15 protein-coding genes and 2 tRNA genes are annotated in these 17,351 nt (G+C 73.3%); 11 read left to right on the top strand and 6 right to left on the bottom strand.

From position 1 onward, the window contains the following. Window positions 1-27: 27 nt before the first annotated feature. Window positions 28-1,215, bottom strand: coding sequence for a M48 family metallopeptidase (locus ACFWI4_RS16645; protein WP_387196330.1), 1,188 nt, complete (start codon window positions 1,213-1,215; stop codon window positions 28-30). Between the two features lie 225 nt (window positions 1,216-1,440). On the opposite strand from ACFWI4_RS16645, the gene ACFWI4_RS16650 reads away from it, so the two are divergent. From ACFWI4_RS16650 to ACFWI4_RS16670, 5 genes are all read left to right on the top strand, one after another. Continuing rightward, window positions 1,441-1,516: transfer RNA gene (locus tag ACFWI4_RS16650), tRNA-Arg, on the top strand. Between the two features lie 106 nt (window positions 1,517-1,622). Then, complete coding sequence (locus tag ACFWI4_RS16655) at window positions 1,623-2,756, top strand: gala protein (protein ID WP_387196333.1); 1,134 nt, start codon at window positions 1,623-1,625, stop codon at window positions 2,754-2,756. Beyond that, window positions 2,753-4,543 carry an ankyrin repeat domain-containing protein gene (locus tag ACFWI4_RS16660; protein WP_387196336.1) on the top strand — a complete coding sequence of 597 codons (1,791 nt, stop codon included), beginning with the start codon at window positions 2,753-2,755 and terminating at the stop codon, window positions 4,541-4,543. Before ACFWI4_RS16655 ends, ACFWI4_RS16660 begins: the two co-directional genes overlap by 4 nt. 136 nt (window positions 4,544-4,679) lie before the next feature. Further along, window positions 4,680-5,894, top strand: a complete 1,215-nt coding sequence (locus tag ACFWI4_RS16665; RefSeq protein WP_387196339.1) for an AAA family ATPase — start codon at window positions 4,680-4,682, stop codon at window positions 5,892-5,894. A gap of 41 nt (window positions 5,895-5,935) precedes the next feature. After that, window positions 5,936-7,093 carry a VWA-like domain-containing protein gene (locus tag ACFWI4_RS16670; RefSeq protein ID WP_387196342.1) on the top strand — a complete coding sequence of 386 codons (1,158 nt, stop codon included), beginning with the start codon at window positions 5,936-5,938 and terminating at the stop codon, window positions 7,091-7,093. Between the two features lie 31 nt (window positions 7,094-7,124). Here ACFWI4_RS16670 and ACFWI4_RS16675 read toward each other — a convergent pair whose 3' ends face one another. Continuing rightward, window positions 7,125-7,886 (bottom strand): DeoR/GlpR family DNA-binding transcription regulator, encoded by a 762-nt coding sequence (locus tag ACFWI4_RS16675; protein WP_387196345.1) that lies wholly within the window; start codon window positions 7,884-7,886, stop codon window positions 7,125-7,127. Between the two features lie 90 nt (window positions 7,887-7,976). Here ACFWI4_RS16675 and ACFWI4_RS16680 point away from each other — a divergent pair, with 90 nt between their 5' ends. Continuing rightward, a complete protein-coding gene (locus ACFWI4_RS16680) occupies window positions 7,977-9,263 on the top strand; it encodes an MFS transporter (protein WP_387196348.1) in 1,287 nt (428 codons plus the stop codon). A gap of 76 nt (window positions 9,264-9,339) precedes the next feature. On the opposite strand, the gene ACFWI4_RS16685 is transcribed toward ACFWI4_RS16680, so the two are convergent. Beyond that, window positions 9,340-9,414 (bottom strand) — tRNA-Met (locus ACFWI4_RS16685). 188 nt (window positions 9,415-9,602) lie between these two features. Here ACFWI4_RS16685 and ACFWI4_RS16690 point away from each other — a divergent pair. Further along, window positions 9,603-10,763, top strand: coding sequence for an NAD-dependent formate dehydrogenase (locus tag ACFWI4_RS16690; RefSeq protein ID WP_387196351.1), 1,161 nt, complete (start codon window positions 9,603-9,605; stop codon window positions 10,761-10,763). Between the two features lie 62 nt (window positions 10,764-10,825). Then, on the top strand, window positions 10,826-12,094 hold the full coding sequence (locus ACFWI4_RS16695) for a MalY/PatB family protein (protein WP_387196354.1): 1,269 nt from the start codon (window positions 10,826-10,828) through the stop codon (window positions 12,092-12,094). Window positions 12,095-12,137: 43 nt separating this feature from the next. Here ACFWI4_RS16695 and ACFWI4_RS16700 read toward each other — a convergent pair whose 3' ends face one another. Continuing rightward, complete coding sequence (locus ACFWI4_RS16700; protein ID WP_387196357.1) at window positions 12,138-13,052, bottom strand: LysR family transcriptional regulator; 915 nt, start codon at window positions 13,050-13,052, stop codon at window positions 12,138-12,140. A 70-nt stretch (window positions 13,053-13,122) separates the two neighbouring features. Between ACFWI4_RS16700 and ACFWI4_RS16705 the strand changes: the two genes are divergently transcribed. Together ACFWI4_RS16705 and ACFWI4_RS16710 are read left to right on the top strand one after the other, a co-directional pair. Then, the gene (locus ACFWI4_RS16705; RefSeq protein ID WP_387196360.1) at window positions 13,123-14,061 is read left to right on the top strand and encodes an NAD-dependent epimerase/dehydratase family protein; all 939 of its coding nucleotides are present in this window, start codon (window positions 13,123-13,125) and stop codon (window positions 14,059-14,061) included. A gap of 13 nt (window positions 14,062-14,074) precedes the next feature. Next, complete coding sequence (locus ACFWI4_RS16710) at window positions 14,075-14,974, top strand: aldo/keto reductase (RefSeq protein WP_387196363.1); 900 nt, start codon at window positions 14,075-14,077, stop codon at window positions 14,972-14,974. Window positions 14,975-14,982: 8 nt separating this feature from the next. Here ACFWI4_RS16710 and ACFWI4_RS16715 read toward each other — a convergent pair whose 3' ends face one another. Next, window positions 14,983-15,810, bottom strand: a complete 828-nt coding sequence (locus ACFWI4_RS16715) for a class I SAM-dependent methyltransferase (protein WP_387196366.1) — start codon at window positions 15,808-15,810, stop codon at window positions 14,983-14,985. 111 nt (window positions 15,811-15,921) lie between these two features. Beyond that, window positions 15,922-16,416 carry a cupin domain-containing protein gene (locus ACFWI4_RS16720; RefSeq protein WP_387196369.1) on the bottom strand — a complete coding sequence of 165 codons (495 nt, stop codon included), beginning with the start codon at window positions 16,414-16,416 and terminating at the stop codon, window positions 15,922-15,924. A gap of 81 nt (window positions 16,417-16,497) precedes the next feature. Here ACFWI4_RS16720 and ACFWI4_RS16725 point away from each other — a divergent pair, with 81 nt between their 5' ends. Next, window positions 16,498-17,349: a LysR family transcriptional regulator gene (locus tag ACFWI4_RS16725; protein WP_387196372.1), complete on the top strand. Its 852-nt coding sequence runs from the start codon at window positions 16,498-16,500 to the stop codon at window positions 17,347-17,349. Window positions 17,350-17,351 lie beyond the last annotated feature (2 nt).

Raw genomic sequence — 17,351 nt, forward strand, 5'->3', positions numbered from 1 at the left:
GCGCGTGGCGTGGACGCGCTCACCCCGTCAGGCCTGGACGCAGTCCTGAAGGACCTTGGCGGCCAGTACGCGCTTCGGCTCGCGGAGTTCGACCTCGATGGCATCGGCCCGGGCCGCGTCGAGCAGGACGGCGGCCTGCTGCGCAGGACCCGTGGACAGTCGGGCGACACGTGCTCCGATACCGGGCAGACCCGAGCCCGGGTCCCCGGCCCGGCCGCCCCGCCCGTCCGGGCCCGGAACCGCCTCGCTGTCCGAGCCGGCAGCGGCCCGCTCGTCGCGTACGCCGTCGGACACCGATACGCCCTCGGACACCGACGCCGTGTGTGCGGCGACCTTCGGCCAGAAGTCCTGGTCCACCCCCTGCGCCGTTCCGGTCCAGCCGAACGTCCGGGTCGCGATCGCCAACCGGTGCACCTCGACGTCGACCACATGGGCCAGTCGCCGGTCGCGCAACGCCGAGACCGCCGCCTCGGTGGACGCCACGCGGGCAGCCACGGCGTCCGCCCGGAACTCCGTACGCCGAGCGTTCGGCAGCGTGAGCCGCAGCAGTGACCGGACCCCGCCCTTCATCAGCAGTCCGGGCAGCCACAGCGCCCAGTTCGCGGTGAGACCGTGGGCCTTGAACCGCACCGCCGCGGTGGTCATCTCCTCCGCGTACCGTGACAGCGGCGAAGGGGCCAGGACGGCGTCCGGCGCGGCGGTGGGGTGTTGCAGCTGTCGCACCGCGCCGGTCAGGCCGGAGAGTGCGGCACCGACCAGCGCCCCGCGTCGCGCGTCGCGAGCCGCGAAGTGCCCCAACTCATGGGCGACGGCGGCGACTCGCTGCTGCGGCGCGAAGGTCATCCAGAGGGGGTAACCGAGGACCAGTCGCCTCCTGCGCCGCACCCCGTAGGAGCGGACCCGCACGGTGAAGTCCGTACCGACCTGTACGGCATCGACGCGCCGCACGCCGACCGTGTCCGCCACTTCGTCCAACAGCGCGTACAGCGCGGGCGCTTCCTCCCGGCGCAGCGTCGGCAGGTCCGGGTCCAGTCCGCCCGGCCGCGGACGCAGCACGGCGGCGGTCAGCAGCAGCACCAGGCCGATCAACGGCTGCACGATCGTCCGCAGGCGCAGAACGACCAGCAGCAGACCGACGGTCAGCAGGCTCAGCGCGACGAGGTGCACCAGAGCGGCGATGCCGTACGCGGCGGCCGTCGCCAGTCCCGTCCTCACGGGTAAGTCGCCCTCAGTATCCGCCTCTTGATCCAGCACGGTGGTCTCCCCTCGACCGGTCGCCGAAGGCGGCATACTCCTCCTCCCGCGGGAACCCTGACAAGAGGCCTGCACAGGGACGGGACGGTGGACGCCCCATCGCCTCCAGGCAGGCGGCCCTTCGGACCCGGATCTCCCCAACTCGGCCCGAACGCCGGTACGAAAGCCGCTATGATCACCCATGGCAAGGCTGTAGCGCAGAGGTCGTCGCGCCCAAGCATCGAGCTGGAGGACGCCGGTTCGAATCCGGCCGGTCTTGCCACCTTTGTCGTAGAGGAATATCGATTGGCGTCGGTTCACCCCGGGCGGGCGGAGGGCGATGCCGCCCTGGGCGCGCCGGGCACCGGCGATGGACCGGTGGAGTGGTGATGACGCAGCCGACGCCCGTACGCTGCCCCGCGATCGAGCACCCCGACATCCCGATCAGCGAACCCGCCGCTCTGGAGCCGCTGCTCGACCGGCTGCGGTCCGGCACGCCGGTCGAGGCCGACGAGACGTTCCCGCTCGGCACCGTACGCGCGGACGGACGGGTCGACCTGTGCAAGCAGGGCCTCGGCCCGGGCGGCGCCGCCCGGCTCATGCCCGTGGCCGCCGCCTCCCCGCACGCCACGCACGTCCTGCTCGGCACCAACGCCATCGGCGACGAGGGCGCCCGCACGGTCGCCGACGCGCTCGCCGACGGACACGGACTGCGCACCCTCTACCTCGGCTGCAACCGCATCGGCGCCGAAGGCGTCACCGCGCTCGCCGCCGCGCTGACGACGGACGACACCGTCCACGCCCTGTGGCTCAAGCGCAACCCGGTGGGCGACCACGGGGCCCGGGTGCTCGCCGCCATGCTCCGTCGCAACACCGCGCTGCGCACCCTCGACCTGGTCAACACCGGTCTGACCACCGACGGTCTGCGCGCCCTGTGCGACACCCTCACCGACCGGCCTAGCCCGGTGGAACGGCTCTTCCTCGGCGGCAACGGCCTGACCGCGGAAGCCGCCCCGCTCCTCGCCCGCCTGATCCGCGAAGCCGGTGTGCGCGAGCTGTACCTCCCCGCCAACCACCTCGGGGACGAGGGCGCCGCCATCCTCGCGCAAGCCGTCGACCCCGCCCGGCCCGTACGCCTCGGCCTGGGCGGCAACGGCATCGGCCCCGCGGGTGCCCGGGCCCTCGCCGACTCCCTCCACGGGATCGAGGCACTCGACCTGGGCCGGCCGCTGTCGGCACGCAGCCTCGGCGCGCCCCCCAACACCACCGGCGACGAAGGCGCCCAGGCGCTGGCCGCCGCCCTGCCGGGCAGCCCGCTGCGACGGCTGGAACTGTGCCACACCGGCCTGACCGGCCGGGGCGCGAAGACACTGCTCGCCGCGGTGCCCGACCGCTCGGCACTGGAGTACGTCGGGCTGGGACCCGGCCTGCCCCGGAAGGTGAAGCGCTCCTTCACCCTGCGGCTGCGGCCCGTCGGCAGGACGCACCCCGACCTGCGCGCGATCGGGAGTGTCTACCGATGAGCGCTCGCGGTGAACTCCCCTGCTTCCGCCCGGACGAGGTGTCCAGCCGGCGCCGGATCCGCCGCTACGCGGTGCCCCGCTGGATGATCGACCGTGCGACCGCCTGCCGTCTGGCCGGTGACTGGCGCGGGGCCTGCGCGGTGGCGAACGTCGACATCACCTTCGACCTGTCCGAGATCGCGGACGGCTGGGGCGACGACGTCGCGACGGAGCTGGAGGGGGACCTCCGTCACTTCGTCCCCGACCTCGTGCGCTGGCATCTCCCGCGCGCGCTCGGCGGGCTGACCACGCTCGCCACCGACCGGACGATCGTGCTCGCGCGGTACCGCTCGAAGGCGGCCGGCGAGGACCGCCCGACCACGGGTCACCTGCACATCACGACACCCGCGATGATCGCCGGACCGCAGCGGATCGCGCTGCGGTTCGGTCCGGTCAAGGACGAGCGGGCAGCGGGAGGGTTCGGGCCGAGCACCGACGACTGGCGTTCCGCACGGCATCTGTGGGACGCCCGGCACACCGCCGAACTGCTCGAACGCTGTGGCGGCGGCCCGGACAGGCCGCCGTTCTTCCACGCCGACGCCACACCGCTCGGCGCGGACGAACTCCCCACGGCCGACCCGGGCCCCGGCGACCCGGCGGCGCGGGCCGAGTGGGCCACGCTGCTGCACCAGAGGGGCGACGTACAGGCCGCCCTGGCCGCCGCCGGTATCGACGCGGACCTGACCCCCACGCAGAAGTCGGGCTGGTACCAGGCGAACCCGGTGGAACACGTGGCCGGGACCGCGCTCGCCCACACCCGCCTCGAACCGGAGATCCGCCGGCAGATCGCCGACGGCAATGGCCACCGCTTCGTCATCGCCGGGGACTGGCGTACGCACATCGTGCTGGAGCCCGCGGACGCCGGGGGCCTGGTGCTACGAGTCGTCGACCGCGAAGCGGTCAAGGGAGAGCCGGTCCTCGCCGAGGCACTGTGGCGCAGACTCCCCGACCTCGACCTGATGCGCCTCGGGGGCGTCGCGCCCGAGCATCTGCATCCCCTCGTCCGTGAGGCGCTGTTCCCCGCGCTTCCCGCCCCCGCGGGCCCGGCCGGTCCGCCCGGACCGACGCTTCCCCAGCCGGTGCGGGTGAGGTGCCGGGGCGCGTGGCACGAGGTGGCCTTCCACCCCGGCGGCCTGCTGCGCATGCCGCACACCGACGAGGAGCAGCAGCGCGAACGCGCCCTGCGCGCCTTCGGCGGTGCCGTCGCCGGATGCTTCGCCGTGCAGCAGACGTGGACCACCGGGGACGGACGCCTGCCGAGGGCGCTGCGGGCCCAGCGCAACGAGCTGTTCGTGCGCGCCCAGCACGGCGACACCCCCGGCGTGCTGGAACTCCTCGACGCCGGCGTCGACCCCCGCGTACGGGATGCCACCGGCCGGAGCCTGCTGCACGTACTGAACCTCCTCGATCACGAGGTGCTCCTGCCGCGGCTCCTGGCGGAGGGACTCGACCTGGAGGCCCGTGACGAGCGGGACCGTACTCCGCTGTTCGTGGCGGCGAACGACCTCGGCTCCAAGGCGCTGGTGGAGGCGCTGGTCGCCGCCGGGGCGCGGCTCGACGTGGTCGACGGGTCCGAGCTGTCGCTGGCCCAGGTCGTCCGCCGCTACAAGCGGCCCGACCTCGGTTTCCTCCGCGAGCGCGTCGAGGCGGAGCATCCCGACGTCGGCTCCGCGGAGTGGGACGAGTGGATGGACGAGCAGGCGGACTACTGGGCCGACGAGCCGGACGCGTCCGACGACGAGGAATAGCCCCGGGACCACGAGCGGGGCCGGCCACACCGACCGGCCCGGCGACGAACACAGGCCCCACGACGACCACCCGCCCCGGGACCACGACCGGTCCGGCGACGAGAACCAGCCTGACGACGAGGAGAGGCCTCCCCCTGTGAGTACCAACGGGACCGCCCCCGGCACCCACTCCGCGAGCCCGCTCGCCGCCGCGGACGACCTCAACCGCAGGCTGCGCACGAGCCGTACGGAGCCCGCCGCGAACCCTCAACTGGAGGCGCTCGCACTGGCGGTGACGGCCAATCAGCCCGTACTGCTGTGGGGGGAACCGGGTATCGGCAAGTCGGCCGCTCTGGAGCAGCTCGCCGCCGGACTCGGCCTGCCGCTGGAGACGGTCATCGCCAGCGTGCACGAACCCTCCGACTTCGCCGGACTGCCCATCGTCGGCGACGACCCCGCCGTGACCGGCGTCCCGATGGCCCCGCCGGACTGGGCGGTGCGCCTCGCCCGGGCCGGACACGGACTGCTCTTCTTCGACGAACTCTCCTCCGCGCCGCCCGCCGTGCAGGCCGCCCTGCTGCGCGTGGTGCTGGAACGGCGGGTCGGCAGCCTGGTCCTGCCGGAGTCCGTACGCATCGTCGCCGCCGCCAACCCGCCGTCCAGCGCGGCCGACGGCTGGCACCTCAGCCCGCCGCTCGCCAACCGGTTCGTGCACCTCCAGTGGACCCACGACTCCCGGATCGTCGCCCGCGGTCTCGCCGGGACCTGGCCCGAGGTCACGGTGCCGCTCGTCGGCGCCGCGAAGGTGCCCGGCGCGGTCGCGCGGGCCCGCGGCGCGATCTCCGGCTTCCTCACCGCCCGGCCCGGCCTCGTCCACCACATCCCCGGGGACGCGGAGAACCGCGGCCGATCCTGGCCGTCCCCCCGCACGTGGGAGATGGCGCTCAAACTGCTCGCCACCGCGTACGCGGCCGGGGCCGGGCGCGAGGCGCTGGCCGCCGCGCTGACCGGTGCGGTCGGGGACGGCGCCGGCCTCGAACTGCTGTCGTACCTCGAACACCTCGACCTGCCCGACCCCGACCGCGTCCTCGCCGACCCGGACGCCTTCGCCCTGCCCGAGCGCGGCGACCGGCAACTGGCCTTCCTCATCGCGGTGGTCGCCGCCATCCAGAGCGACCTCACCCGGCCCCGCTGGGAGGCGGGCTGGGCGGTCCTGGCGAAGGCCGTGGACGCGGGAGTACCGGACGTGGCCGCCCGGGCCGCGACCGACCTGGCGGCGATGCGGCACCTCGACTGGCCCGTACCGCCCGGCATCGACGGGTTCCTCGACCTGCTCCAGATGTCGGGGGCGCTGCCCGGCGGCGGCCGGTGAACCGTTCCGGGGCCACGGGGGACCCGCGCGGCGCACTGGACATGACCAAGCTGCTCGCCGCCCGCTACCGGGCGGCGAGCGACCGCCCCTATCTGGCGGCCGCGTTGTACTCCCTGACCGTCGTGCCCAGCACGGACGTGCCCACGATGGGAGTGGACCGGCGCTGGCGCTGCTATGTGTCCCCCGCCTTCGTCGAGGCGACACCGGTCCCCGAGCTCGCGGGCGTGTGGGTGCACGAGGTCGCGCACCTGCTGCGCGACCACCACGGCCGGGCCGACCGGCTTCCCGCCGAGGCCCAGCGGGACTGGCACCGCGTCAACGTCGCCCAGGACTGCGAGATCAACGACGATCTGCTCGCCGACGGGCTGCGGCTGCCCGAAGGGCGCATGGAGCCACGGCGGTTCGGGCTTCCCGAGGGCCGGCTGTTCGAGGAGTACCTGGACCGGTTGCCGCCGCACGTGCGGACCCCGGACTGCGGCTCGGGCGCCCACGGCCGCCCGGGGGCCTGGGAGTTGCCGGGTACCGCCGGGGCCGCGGGGATCGGGGAGGTCGAGGCGCAGGCCCTGCGCTGGCAGACCGCGGAGGCCATGCGCGGTCACCAGCGTTCACGCGGCACCCTGCCCGCGGGCTGGCAGCGCTGGGCCGAGGAGACGCTGGAACCCACCGTGGACTGGCGGCAGGCGCTGTCCGGCGCGGTACGCGAGGCGGCCGCCTGGGCGGGCGGAGCCGTCGACTACACGTATCGCCGTCCCTCGCGCCGCACGCCGGCCCTGCGCGGTGTCGTCCTGCCGAGCCTGCGCCGCCCGCTGCCGCGGGTCGCCGTCGTCATCGACACCTCCGGATCCATGGGGGACGACGAACTGGCCGCCGCCCTGGGCGAGGTGACGGGAGTCCTGCGCGAAGTGGGCGTCCGGGGCAACCGCGTGACCGTGCTCGCCTGCGACGCCGACGTGCACGCCGTGTCCCGGGTGACGGCCACCGAGCAGATCACCCTGGGCGGCGGGGGCGGCACGGACATGCGCGTCGGCATCACGGCGGCGCTCGCGACACCGGACCGTCCGAACATCATCGTGGTCCTGACCGACGGGATCACTCCCTGGCCCCAGGAGGCCCCGCCCTGCCGGGTGATCGCGGCACTCATCGGCTCCGCGGCCCCGCAGCCGCCGGGCTGGGTGGAGACGGTCCGCATTCCGGACTGATCCGGCGTGGCGGCACGCGGCGGGGCTGAGGTCAGACGGTCCTGACGGCGGTGCCGGCCTGATCCAGCGCGGCCAGCTCGTCGGGCGGTGCGGTGGTGTCGGTCACGAGGGTGTGCAGGAGCGTGGACGGGCCGACGTGGGCGAAGGCCGTGTGGCCGAGCTTGCTGCCGTCCGTCGCGAGGATCACGCGGCGGGACGAGGTGATGGCGGCACGCTTCACCGCGGCGTCGTCCAGGTCGTAGGCGGTCAGTCCGTCGGCCGCGCTCAGGCCGCAGCAGCCCATGACGGCGGTGTCGAACCGCAGGGCCGCCAGTGAGGCCAGGGTCAGGGGGCCGGTGAGGGCTCCCTCGGCGGCGCGGGGCTGACCGCCGGGCACCACCAGCGTGGCCGCGCCCGGTGTCCCGCCGAGCACGTGGATGGCCTGGAGGGACAGCGGCAGTACCGTGACGGGCCGCTCACGCAGGAGGCGGGCGACCTCCAGACAGGTCGTCCCGCTGTCCAGCAGGACGCTCTCCCCGTCCGCGATCATCGCGCAGACCTCGGCGGCGATCCGGCGCTTGGCGTCGGCCGAGTCGTTGGCGCGCAGCGCGAAGGGGGGCTCCTCGCCCCTGAGCAGCAGGGTGCGGGCCCCGCCCCTGACCCGTTCCAGGACGCCCTGGGCCGCCAGGACGTCGAGATCGCGGCGGATGGTCATCTCCGAGGCGCCGGTCAGCTCCGCGAGGTCATGGACCGTGACGTTGCCGGAGTCCCGTACGGCCTTGGCGATCAGCCCGTGCCGGTCTGCGTTGCTCATGGCGGGATTGAACACCACCACACAACGAACATGCAACGCGTTCAATTCGCGGGCTTTCGAACATGGGGAATGTTCGGTTACGTTGGCCGCATGGAACGATCGCTTCGAGCCGCCCGCGTGGCGACCTATGTGTACTTCGTGCTGTGCGGCACCCTGATGGGCGCCTGGGTGGTGAACATCCCCGCCGTCGAGGAACGGGTGGGCGTCAGCCACGCGACGCTGGGCGGCCTGCTGGTCCTGCTCGGGCTCGGCGCGTTCCTGGGGATGCGGGTGGCCGGCCCCCTGGCCGACCGCTTCGGAGCGCGTGTCGTGGTCCCCGCCGGCGGAGTGCTGTGCGGCGCGGCCCTGATCCTGCCCGGCCTCGCCCGGGACCCCTGGACGCTGGCGGGAGCCCTGCTGGTCTTCGGGTTCTGCAACGGCTGCCTGGACGTGGGCATGAACGCGCACGCCGTGCACGTGGAGAAGGCCTACGGGCGGCCCGTCATGTCCGGATTCCACGCCACGTTCTCCGTCGGCGGGGTCCTCGCCGCGCTGGTGGCGGCCGGTGCCGCGAGCGCCGGGCTGACTCCGGTCACGAGCATGGCCGTCCTGGGAGCCGTCGGCATCGCGATCGCCCTGGCGACGGCACGGGCCCTGCTGCCTTCCGCTCCCACGACCACGACCACGACCACGACCGCGACCGCGGACACCGAACCGGACACGGGCACGGGAGCCGACGCCGCCACGGCCCCCGGCTCGGCCACCGGCTCGGCATCCGCTTCCGGGGGCGGGACCGAAGCGGCGCCGCGCGACGTCCGGAGCCGTGTCTGGCTCCTGGCCGTCCTGGCGCTGATGGTCATGCTCTGCGAGGGCGCCGCCAACGACTGGAGCGCCCTGCACATGAAGGACGTCCTCGGCGCGCCCGCCGGCACGGCCGCCTTCGCGTACGGCACCTTCGCGGCGGCCATGACCACCGGCCGGCTGCTCGCCGACCGTCTCGTCGCCCGGTTCGGCTCGGTGGCCGTCCTGCGCCACGGAGCGGCGACGGCCGCCGTCGGCATCACGCTCGTGGCCCTCGGCCCCTGGCTGTGGGCCGCGTTCGCGGGCTGGGCGCTGTTCGGCCTCGGCCTGTCCGGGACGGTCCCGCAGTTGTTCAGCGCGGCCGGTCACGCCGACCCCGCGGCCGCCGGCGCGAACGTCTCCCGCGTCGCCGGCCTCGGCTATGTCGGCATGCTCGCCGGCCCCGCGGTCATCGGCTGGCTGACCCACGTCGTCGCCCTCGACCACGCCTTCGTCCTGCTGACCCTGCTGTGCGTCACCACGGCGGCGGCCGCGGGAATCCTGCGCCCCGGCTCGGCCCGCGCACCCCGGGAGGAGCCGGCTCCCGTCGCCAACTGACCGCCCTGCCGGGCAGGTTCACACGGGCATACGGCTCCGGCCCCTCCGCCGTGCGGGCGGAGGGGCCGGATCTTCGTGGCGGGGACGGGATTCGAACCACGTGACCTCTGGGTTATGAGCCCAGCGAGCTGCCTAACTGCTCCACCCCGCTTCGACGTCCACCATGCTACGGACCACGAGGCGGAGCGGCCAGCGAATATCGGTCCACGCCGGGCCGCTCGACGGGCATCGGCGATAACCGCCGCCTATCCGGGGATAGCAAGGATCGCTTTGACCGGCACCCCTCGGCGCCGGGATCGTGAAATCACCTTCCCGTACTGTCAGTTGAGGAGCTGCGACATGGCCAAGGTCCTCTGCGTCCTGTACGACGACCCCACCGACGGATACCCCACCGAGTACGCCCGCGACGACCTCCCCGCGATCGACCGCTACCCGGGCGGGCAGACCACCCCCACCCCCGAGGGGATCGACTTCACCCCGGGGCACCTCCTCGGCAGCGTGTCGGGTGAACTCGGCCTGCGCGCCTACCTGGAGAAGGCCGGCCACACCCTCGTCGTCACCTGCGACAAGGACGGCGACGGCTCGGCCTTCGACCGTGAACTCGTCGACGCGGACGTCGTGATCTCGCAGCCGTTCTGGCCCGCGTACCTCACCCCGGAACGCATGGCCGCCGCCAAGAACCTCAAGCTCGCCGTGACCGCGGGCATCGGCTCCGACCACGTCGATCTCGACGCCGCCGTCGCTCACGGCGTCACGGTCGCCGAGGTGACGTTCAGCAACAGCATCAGCGTCGCCGAACACGTCGTGATGATGACGCTGTCGCTCGTGCGCAACTACCTTCCCTCCCACCAGGTCGTCCTCGACGGGGGCTGGAACATCGCGGACTGCGTGGCCCGCTCGTACGACCTGGAGGGCATGCACGTCGGTACGGTCGCGGCCGGCCGCATCGGGCTCGCGGTCCTGCGCCGCCTGGCACCGTTCGACGTGAAGCTGCACTACACCGACCGCCACCGACTGCCCCGGGAGGTGGAGGACGAACTGGGCCTCGTCTTCCACGAGAGCGCGGCCGCCATGGTGCCGTACTGCGACGTCGTCACCGTCAACGCGCCGCTCCACCCGGAGACGGAGGGCCTGTTCGACGACGAACTGCTGGCCCTGATGAAGCGCGGCGCGTACCTCATCAACACCGCCCGGGCCCGGATCGCCGACCGTGACGCCGTCGACCGGGCCCTGCGCAGCGGCCGGCTGGCGGGCTACGCCGGTGACGTCTGGTACCCGCAGCCCGCCCCCGCCGGCCACCCCTGGCGGACCATGCCGCACCACGGGATGACCCCGCACATCTCCGGCTCCTCCCTCTCCGCGCAGGCCCGCTACGCGGCCGGGACCCGGGAGATCCTGGAATCCTGGTTCGCGGGCCGGCCCATCCGTGACGAATACCTGATCGTCGACGGCGGCGCGCTGGCCGGTACGGGCGCCCACTCCTACTCCGTGACGAAATGACGCTCCGGGCCCGCTCGGTGCGGGTGATCCGCCCCGCCGACCGGCCTGGCTAACATCCGGTCATGGCAACCGACACCACCCCCCACGGCCGGGAACGGCGGAGCGGCTCCGCGACCGCGACCGGGGACGGATCGATCTTCGACACCGTCGTCGAGCGCGGGAACAGCAACTCCATGAAGTGGGCCGCGGCCGACCAGTTCCTGACGGCGGACGAGGCCGCGGCCGACCCGCTGCCGATGTGGGTCGCCGACACCGACTTCAAGGCTCCCCAGGCCGTGCTCGACGCCCTCCACCAGGCCGTGGACCACGGGGTCTTCGGGTATCCGGCCGGCGCGAGCGACCGTTACCTGGACGCCGTGACCGGCTGGCAGGCCAGGCGGTTCGGCTGGGAGGTGCCGCGGGAGTGGGTGATCCAGACCTCCGGGATCATCACCACGCTCAAGACGGTCGTGCAGGCGTTCTCGGCACCGGGCGACTCGGTCCTGATCCAGCCCCCGGTCTACGTCCACTTCCACGAGGACGTCCTGCTGAACGGCCGCCACCTCGCGTTCGCGCCGCTTCGACGGACGGACGACGGCTACCGGTTCGACGCCGGGGTGTTCGAGGCCGCCATCCGTCCCGACACCAAGCTGTTCATCCTCAGCCACCCCCACAACCCGACCGGCAACGTGTGGACCGAGGACGAACTGCGCACCATGGGCGAGATCTGCGCCCGGCACGGCGTGCTGGTCGTCTCCGACGAGGTCCACCAGGACCTGATCATCAACCCGGACCGCAGGCACGTCCCGTTCGCCTCGCTCGGCGAGGAGTTCGCGCGGAACAGCGTCACGTGCACCTCGCCGAGCAAGACGTTCAACCTCCCCGGCCTCCAGTGCGCCAATGTCCTCGTACCCGATCCCCGGCTGCGGGGGGAGCTGGCCCGCCAGTACGAGCGCAATGTGTTCCCCCTGGCGAACGTGCTGGGCGCGGTCGCCGCCGAGGCGGCCTACACCCACGGCGAACCCTGGCTGGAGGAACTGCTCACCTATCTGCGCGGCAACCAGGCGCACTTCGCGCACGCCGTCAACTCCGCGACCACCAAGGTACGGGTCCTGCCGGCCGACTCCCTGTACCTGGCGTGGATGGACTGCCGGGGGCTGGGGATGGACGCCGAGTCGCTGGACCGGTTCATGCTCACCAGGGCCCGGCTGTGGCTGGACAAGGGCCAGAAGTTCGGCAGCGAGGGCCACGGCTACATGCGGGTGAACCTGGGCTGCCCCCGCTCCACGGTCGACGAGGCCGTGAACCGCCTGCTCACGGCGATCGAGAAGGCCCCGGACCCCCACCCCTGACCCATGGTGGCCGTGGGCACGGCATCGGGCGGGTGGTGGGGGATCAGTCACTCTGCCGGTGCTGCTGGGGCGCCTGTTCGCGGAGGGCTTCGACGAACGTCGTGATGTGGGGGCGGTCCCGGTCGGCGATCGTGGCGACACCGATGTGCCGGACCGGACCCGGCGGTTGGATCGGGACGTCGCGAAGGCCCGGGATCGCGGGGGTGAGGGCGATGGAGGGGATCAGGGAGATCCCGATGCCTGCGGCGACGAGCGAGCGGGCGAAGAAGTAGTCGGTGGTCGTGCCGCGCACCTCCGGAGCGAAGCCGGCGCGCTCGGCGAAGCGGCGCAGATAGGACTCGGTCTTCAGACAGCCGAGCACCCACGGTTCGGCCGACAGTTCGGTGAGGTCGAGCACGTCACGGCCGGCGAGGCGATGCCCTTCCGGCAGGACGACGTGCAGGGGGTCCTCCAGGACGGGGGTCCATTCCAGGCCGGAGCCGGGGCCCGGCCCGACGGGGAGCGGACCGTCGAAGCGATAGGCGAGGGCGACGTCCACGGCTCCTCGGCGGACCAGCGGCAGGGTGACCTCGGGCTCGCCCTCCCTGACGTGGAGCTCGGTGCGGGGATGAGCGGCCATCAGCCGGGCGATGGCCCCGGGCAGCAGGAGCCGGCCGCCGCTGGTGAAGGTGGCGACGGTGAGTCGTACGCGACCGGTGCTGAGTTCGTCGACCCGCTGTCTGGCGTGTTCGAGCTCGGCGGCGACGGACTCGGCGGCGCCGACCATGATCCGGCCGGCCGGCGTGAGGGTGACACCGCGGGTGCTGCGGGCGACGACCTGGGCGCCGAGGCCGCGTTCCAGGGCGGCCACGTGCTGGGAGACGGCCGACGGGGTCAGGCGCAGGGCGGTGGCCGCCCGGTTGAAGCTGCCATGCTCCGCCACCGCCCGCAGGACGCGGAGCCGCTGCACGTCGATCAACAGTTCTCCTTAACACGTATCCAGTAGGTCAGTACTTCTGCTGATGACCGTAGGCGTCCACCGTGGGGGCATGCAAAGGATCTGCGTCATCGGCGGAAGCCGGTACTTCGGAAAGCTCCTGGTCGACCTGCTGCTCGCGGCCGGCCATCAGGTCACCGTGATCAACCGCGGCTCCACCCGGCCGCCCGCCGGTGCCGAGCACCTCGTCGTGGACCGCGACGACGAGCCGGCCCTGACGGCTGCCGTCGGCTCACGCGCCTTCGACGTCGTGGTGGACCAGGTCTGCTACACGCCGGTGCAGGCCGCCATCGCCTGCCGTGCCTTCGCCGGCCGCACCCGGCGTTACGTCATGACGTCCACGATCGAGGTCTACGACCCGGCGACCACCCCACTGCTGTCGGCCATGCCGGCCGTGCCGGTGGCGGAGGAGACCGTGGACCCGGCCACCTGGCCGGCGGCCATGGACCTGCCCTGGCACGACGATGCCTACCGGGAGGCCCACTACGCCGAGGGCAAGCGCCAGGCGGAGGCCGTCCTCACACGGGAAGGCCCGTTCGCCTTCGCCGCCGTCCGCAGCGCCCACGTCCTCGGCGGCGGCGCACGGGAGTTCACCGGCCGGCTCGCGCACTACACGGATCGCCTCACCCGGGGCGAAGAGATCGCCGTACACGCGCACCCGCTGCCCACGGTCTTCGTCCACTACGAAGAGCTGGCCCACCTGCTGCTGTGGGCGTCCGCACAGGACTTCACGGGCCCCCTCAACGCCTGCTCCGACGACCCGCTCGACGTACACGACCTCACCGCGGTCATCGCCGCGCAGGTCGGCCGGACGCCCGTCCACCGGACCGTACCGGCGGGCACGCAGGCGTCGCCGTTCTCGTTCGACCGCCCCTACGCCATGAGCAACGCCCGCGCCAAGGAGCTGGGCTGGGCCTTCTCCCGCACCGGCGACTGGCTGCCAGGCGCCGTCGCCGAGGCCCTCACCGCCGAAGAACCGTCCACCGTCTGAGAAGCAGGTCAGCATGCGATACCGCACCATCGCCCACACCACTGTCAGCGCCATCGGCCTGGGTGCCATGCCGCTGTCCATCGAGCACCGCCCGGACGAGACGCGGGCCATCGCCACCATCCACGCCGCTCTGGAGGCGGGTGTCACGCTCATCGACACCGCGGACAGCTACCACTGGCACGCCGGCGAGGCCGGCCACAACGAGCTGCTGATAGCCCGCGCCCTGGCCCTCTACGGCGGCGACGTCTCCGGCGTGCTGGTCGCCACCAAGGGCGGCCGGGGACGCCCCGGCGACGGCGGCTGGACCGTCACCGCCACCCCGGAACATCTCGAGCACGCGGCCGAGGCGTCCGCCGAGCGCCTGGCCGTCGGCGCGATCGGCCTGTACCAGCTGCACAAGCCGGACCCCGCCGTGCCCTGGGCCGAGTCCGTCGGTGCCCTGCGCGACCTGCTCGACGCCGGCACGATCCGCGCCGCCGGCATCTCCAACGTCACCACCGCCCAGATCCACGAGGCGCACGCGATCCTCGGCGACGGACTCGCCTCCGTGCAGAACCGGTACTCGCCCGCCTTGCGCGACAGTGAGGCGCAGCTGCGGCTCAGCACACGGCTGGGTCTGGCGTTTCTGCCCTGGAGCCCGCTGGGCGGCATCTCGCGGAGCTCCCTCGACGGCCCCTCCGGCCCCACCTCGGCCGGCACGGCCTTCCACCGCATCGCCGACGACCACGGGGTCAGCCCGCAGCAGGTCGCCCTGGCCTGGCTGCTCGCCCGTTCCCCCGCGGTGATCCCGGTACCGGGCGCCAGCCGTCCGGCGTCCGTCGTCGACTCGGCCAGGGCCGCGGACCTCGAACTGAGCCCACAAGAGCTGACGCGGCTCGACTCATGGGCGGCCCCGACGGATTGTGATGCGTGAGGCCCGGCTCACTCGACGCGCCGGCCGACGCGGAGCACGCTCAGATATCGGCGTGACACCCGGTCGTCCAGCCGCGTGCGGATGCGCTCGGCGACGGCGTCGAGCAGTGGTTCACGGACGTCGGGGGCGAGCCTGCGGTACAGCGACGTCGAGCGCAGGAGATCCGCGAACCCGTCCCCGTCGAACCACTGGACGACGGGGTACCAGCGCACGATCGCCGGGCCGAACAGCCCTCCGGGATCGGCGACCGGGTCCCACCCCCGGTCGGTGGTGCGCACCTCGGCCTCCAGCGGCGGATGGCCCCAGCCGGGGTTCCCGGGGCAGAAACGCTCATGGAGGTCGGCCGTCTCCGCGTAGACCTCCGGCTCGCCCGGCCGACGGACGACGACGTTGCCCAGCAACGCCGCCCAGCCGCCGGGACGCAGGACCTCGTGCGCCCGCCGCCAGCCGGCCAACGGGTCGATCCAGTGCCACGACGAGGCGGCCACGAGAACGTCGAAACGCCGACCGCGGTCGTCCCACTCCTCGAACGCCGACGTCTCGACCTCGACGTCGTGGAACGCGGCGCACCGGCGGCGGGCCAGCGCGGCCATCTCCGGACCGGGCTCGACGGCGGTCACCGAATGCCCTAGCGCCGCCAACGAGCCGGTCGCCTGCCCCGTACCGCAGCCGACCTCCAGCACCGACGCCCCCGCGTCCGCACCGGTGACGGCGACCAGGTCCGCGAACAGCTCCTCGGGGTACCCCGGACGGACCCGGTCGTACAGCTCGGGCACCTCGTTGAACACCCGCCCGAGAGCGGGCGGATCCGGGTGCGCCATCGGGTCAACGGCCATGCGGTCCACCTTGTGGCCTCGGCGAGTGGGGTGGAAGCCTCCAGGCTAAGCCGATTCGGGTGCGTTGACCGCGCCGGCCGTCTTGAGGCCGGCCGTGTCGGGCGGCCGGCTTCAGGCGAGGCCGGTGGCCGGCTCGGTGGCGTAGCGGCTCATCGCCTCGATGTTGGCCTGCGGCGTCAGCGGGCGGCCGTCGGCGAGCACCTCCTGGAGGTCGCGGAAGTACTGGACGTACAGGTCGGGGGTGAAGGTGCTGAGCATGACGGCGGGTTGGCCGGTCGGGTTGGCGAAGGCGTGCGGGGTGCCGGGCGCGACCATCACCAGCGTGCCCGCGACGGCGTCGTGGACCTCCTCGCCGACGGTGAAGCGCACCGTGCCGGAGAGGATGTAGAAGCCCTCGTCGTGCAGGGCGTGACGGTGCTGCGGCGGTCCCTGGGTGTACGGCGCGAGGACGGACTCGGCGATCGCGAGGCGGTGCCCGGTGCGGCTGCCGTCCTCCAGAACGCGCATGCGCGTGGTGCCCAGGACGATCGTCTCGCCGTCGCCGGGGCCCACCACCGACACGCCGGGGCGGGTCTGCGGCTCACCGGACTTCGTTTCTTCGGTCATGCCCACGAGTTCACCGCCGGGGAACCGCGGCTGTCCAAGACCCTTCCTGGGGCGCCGATACCGCGTGGGTATGGTTGCTGCGTGGAGCTACGGACCCTGCGCTACTTCGTGGCCGTCGCCGAGGAACTCCACTTCGGCCGGGCCGCCACCCGGCTGCACATGAGCCAGCCGCCGCTGAGCCGGGCGATCAAGCAGCTGGAGGCCGAGGTCGGGGCCCCGCTGTTCACCCGCTCGCCCACGGGCGTCACCCTCACCGCGGTGGGCTCGGTGCTGCTGGACGAGGCGCGGGCCCTGCTCGACCACGCCGACCGCGTCCGGGTGCGTGTGAGCGCCGCGGCCGGCGCCGCGACCATCACCGTCGGCATCCTGGGCGACGGCACCGACCCGGGAGTGGCCAGGCTGGCCGCCGCCTACCGCCGAAGCCGCCCCCGCATCGACATCCGGGTCCGCGACACCGACCTGACCGACCCCACCTGCGGGCTGCGCGCCGGGCTCGTCGACGTCGCCCTGACCCGGGCACCGTTCGACGAGACCGCCCTGACGGTCCGCACGCTACGGGCCGATCCCGTCGGCGTGGTCCTGCGCGCCGACGATCCGCTGGCCCGCCGCGACGAACTGCGGCTGGCCGAACTGGACGACCGCCGCTGGTTCCAGTTCCCGCGGGACACCGACCCCGTCTGGCAGGCGTACTGGAACGGCGGCAGACCGCGCGAGGGCCCGGTGGTGCGCGCCGTCCAGGAATGCCTGCAGGCCGTGCTGTGGAACGGCACGGTCGGCCTGGCCCCGCTCGGCCACGACCTGCCCGCGGAACTGGCCGTGGTCCCCCTCGTCGACATGCCTCCGAGCCGCGTGGTGGCGGTGTGGAACGAGGGCGACACCAACCCGTTGATCCGGTCCTTCGTCGAGACCGCGACAGCCGCGTACAGGCCCTGAGG

This window comes from Streptomyces sp. NPDC127038, assembly GCF_042725875.1.
Lineage (GTDB): Bacteria > Actinomycetota > Actinomycetes > Streptomycetales > Streptomycetaceae > Streptomyces.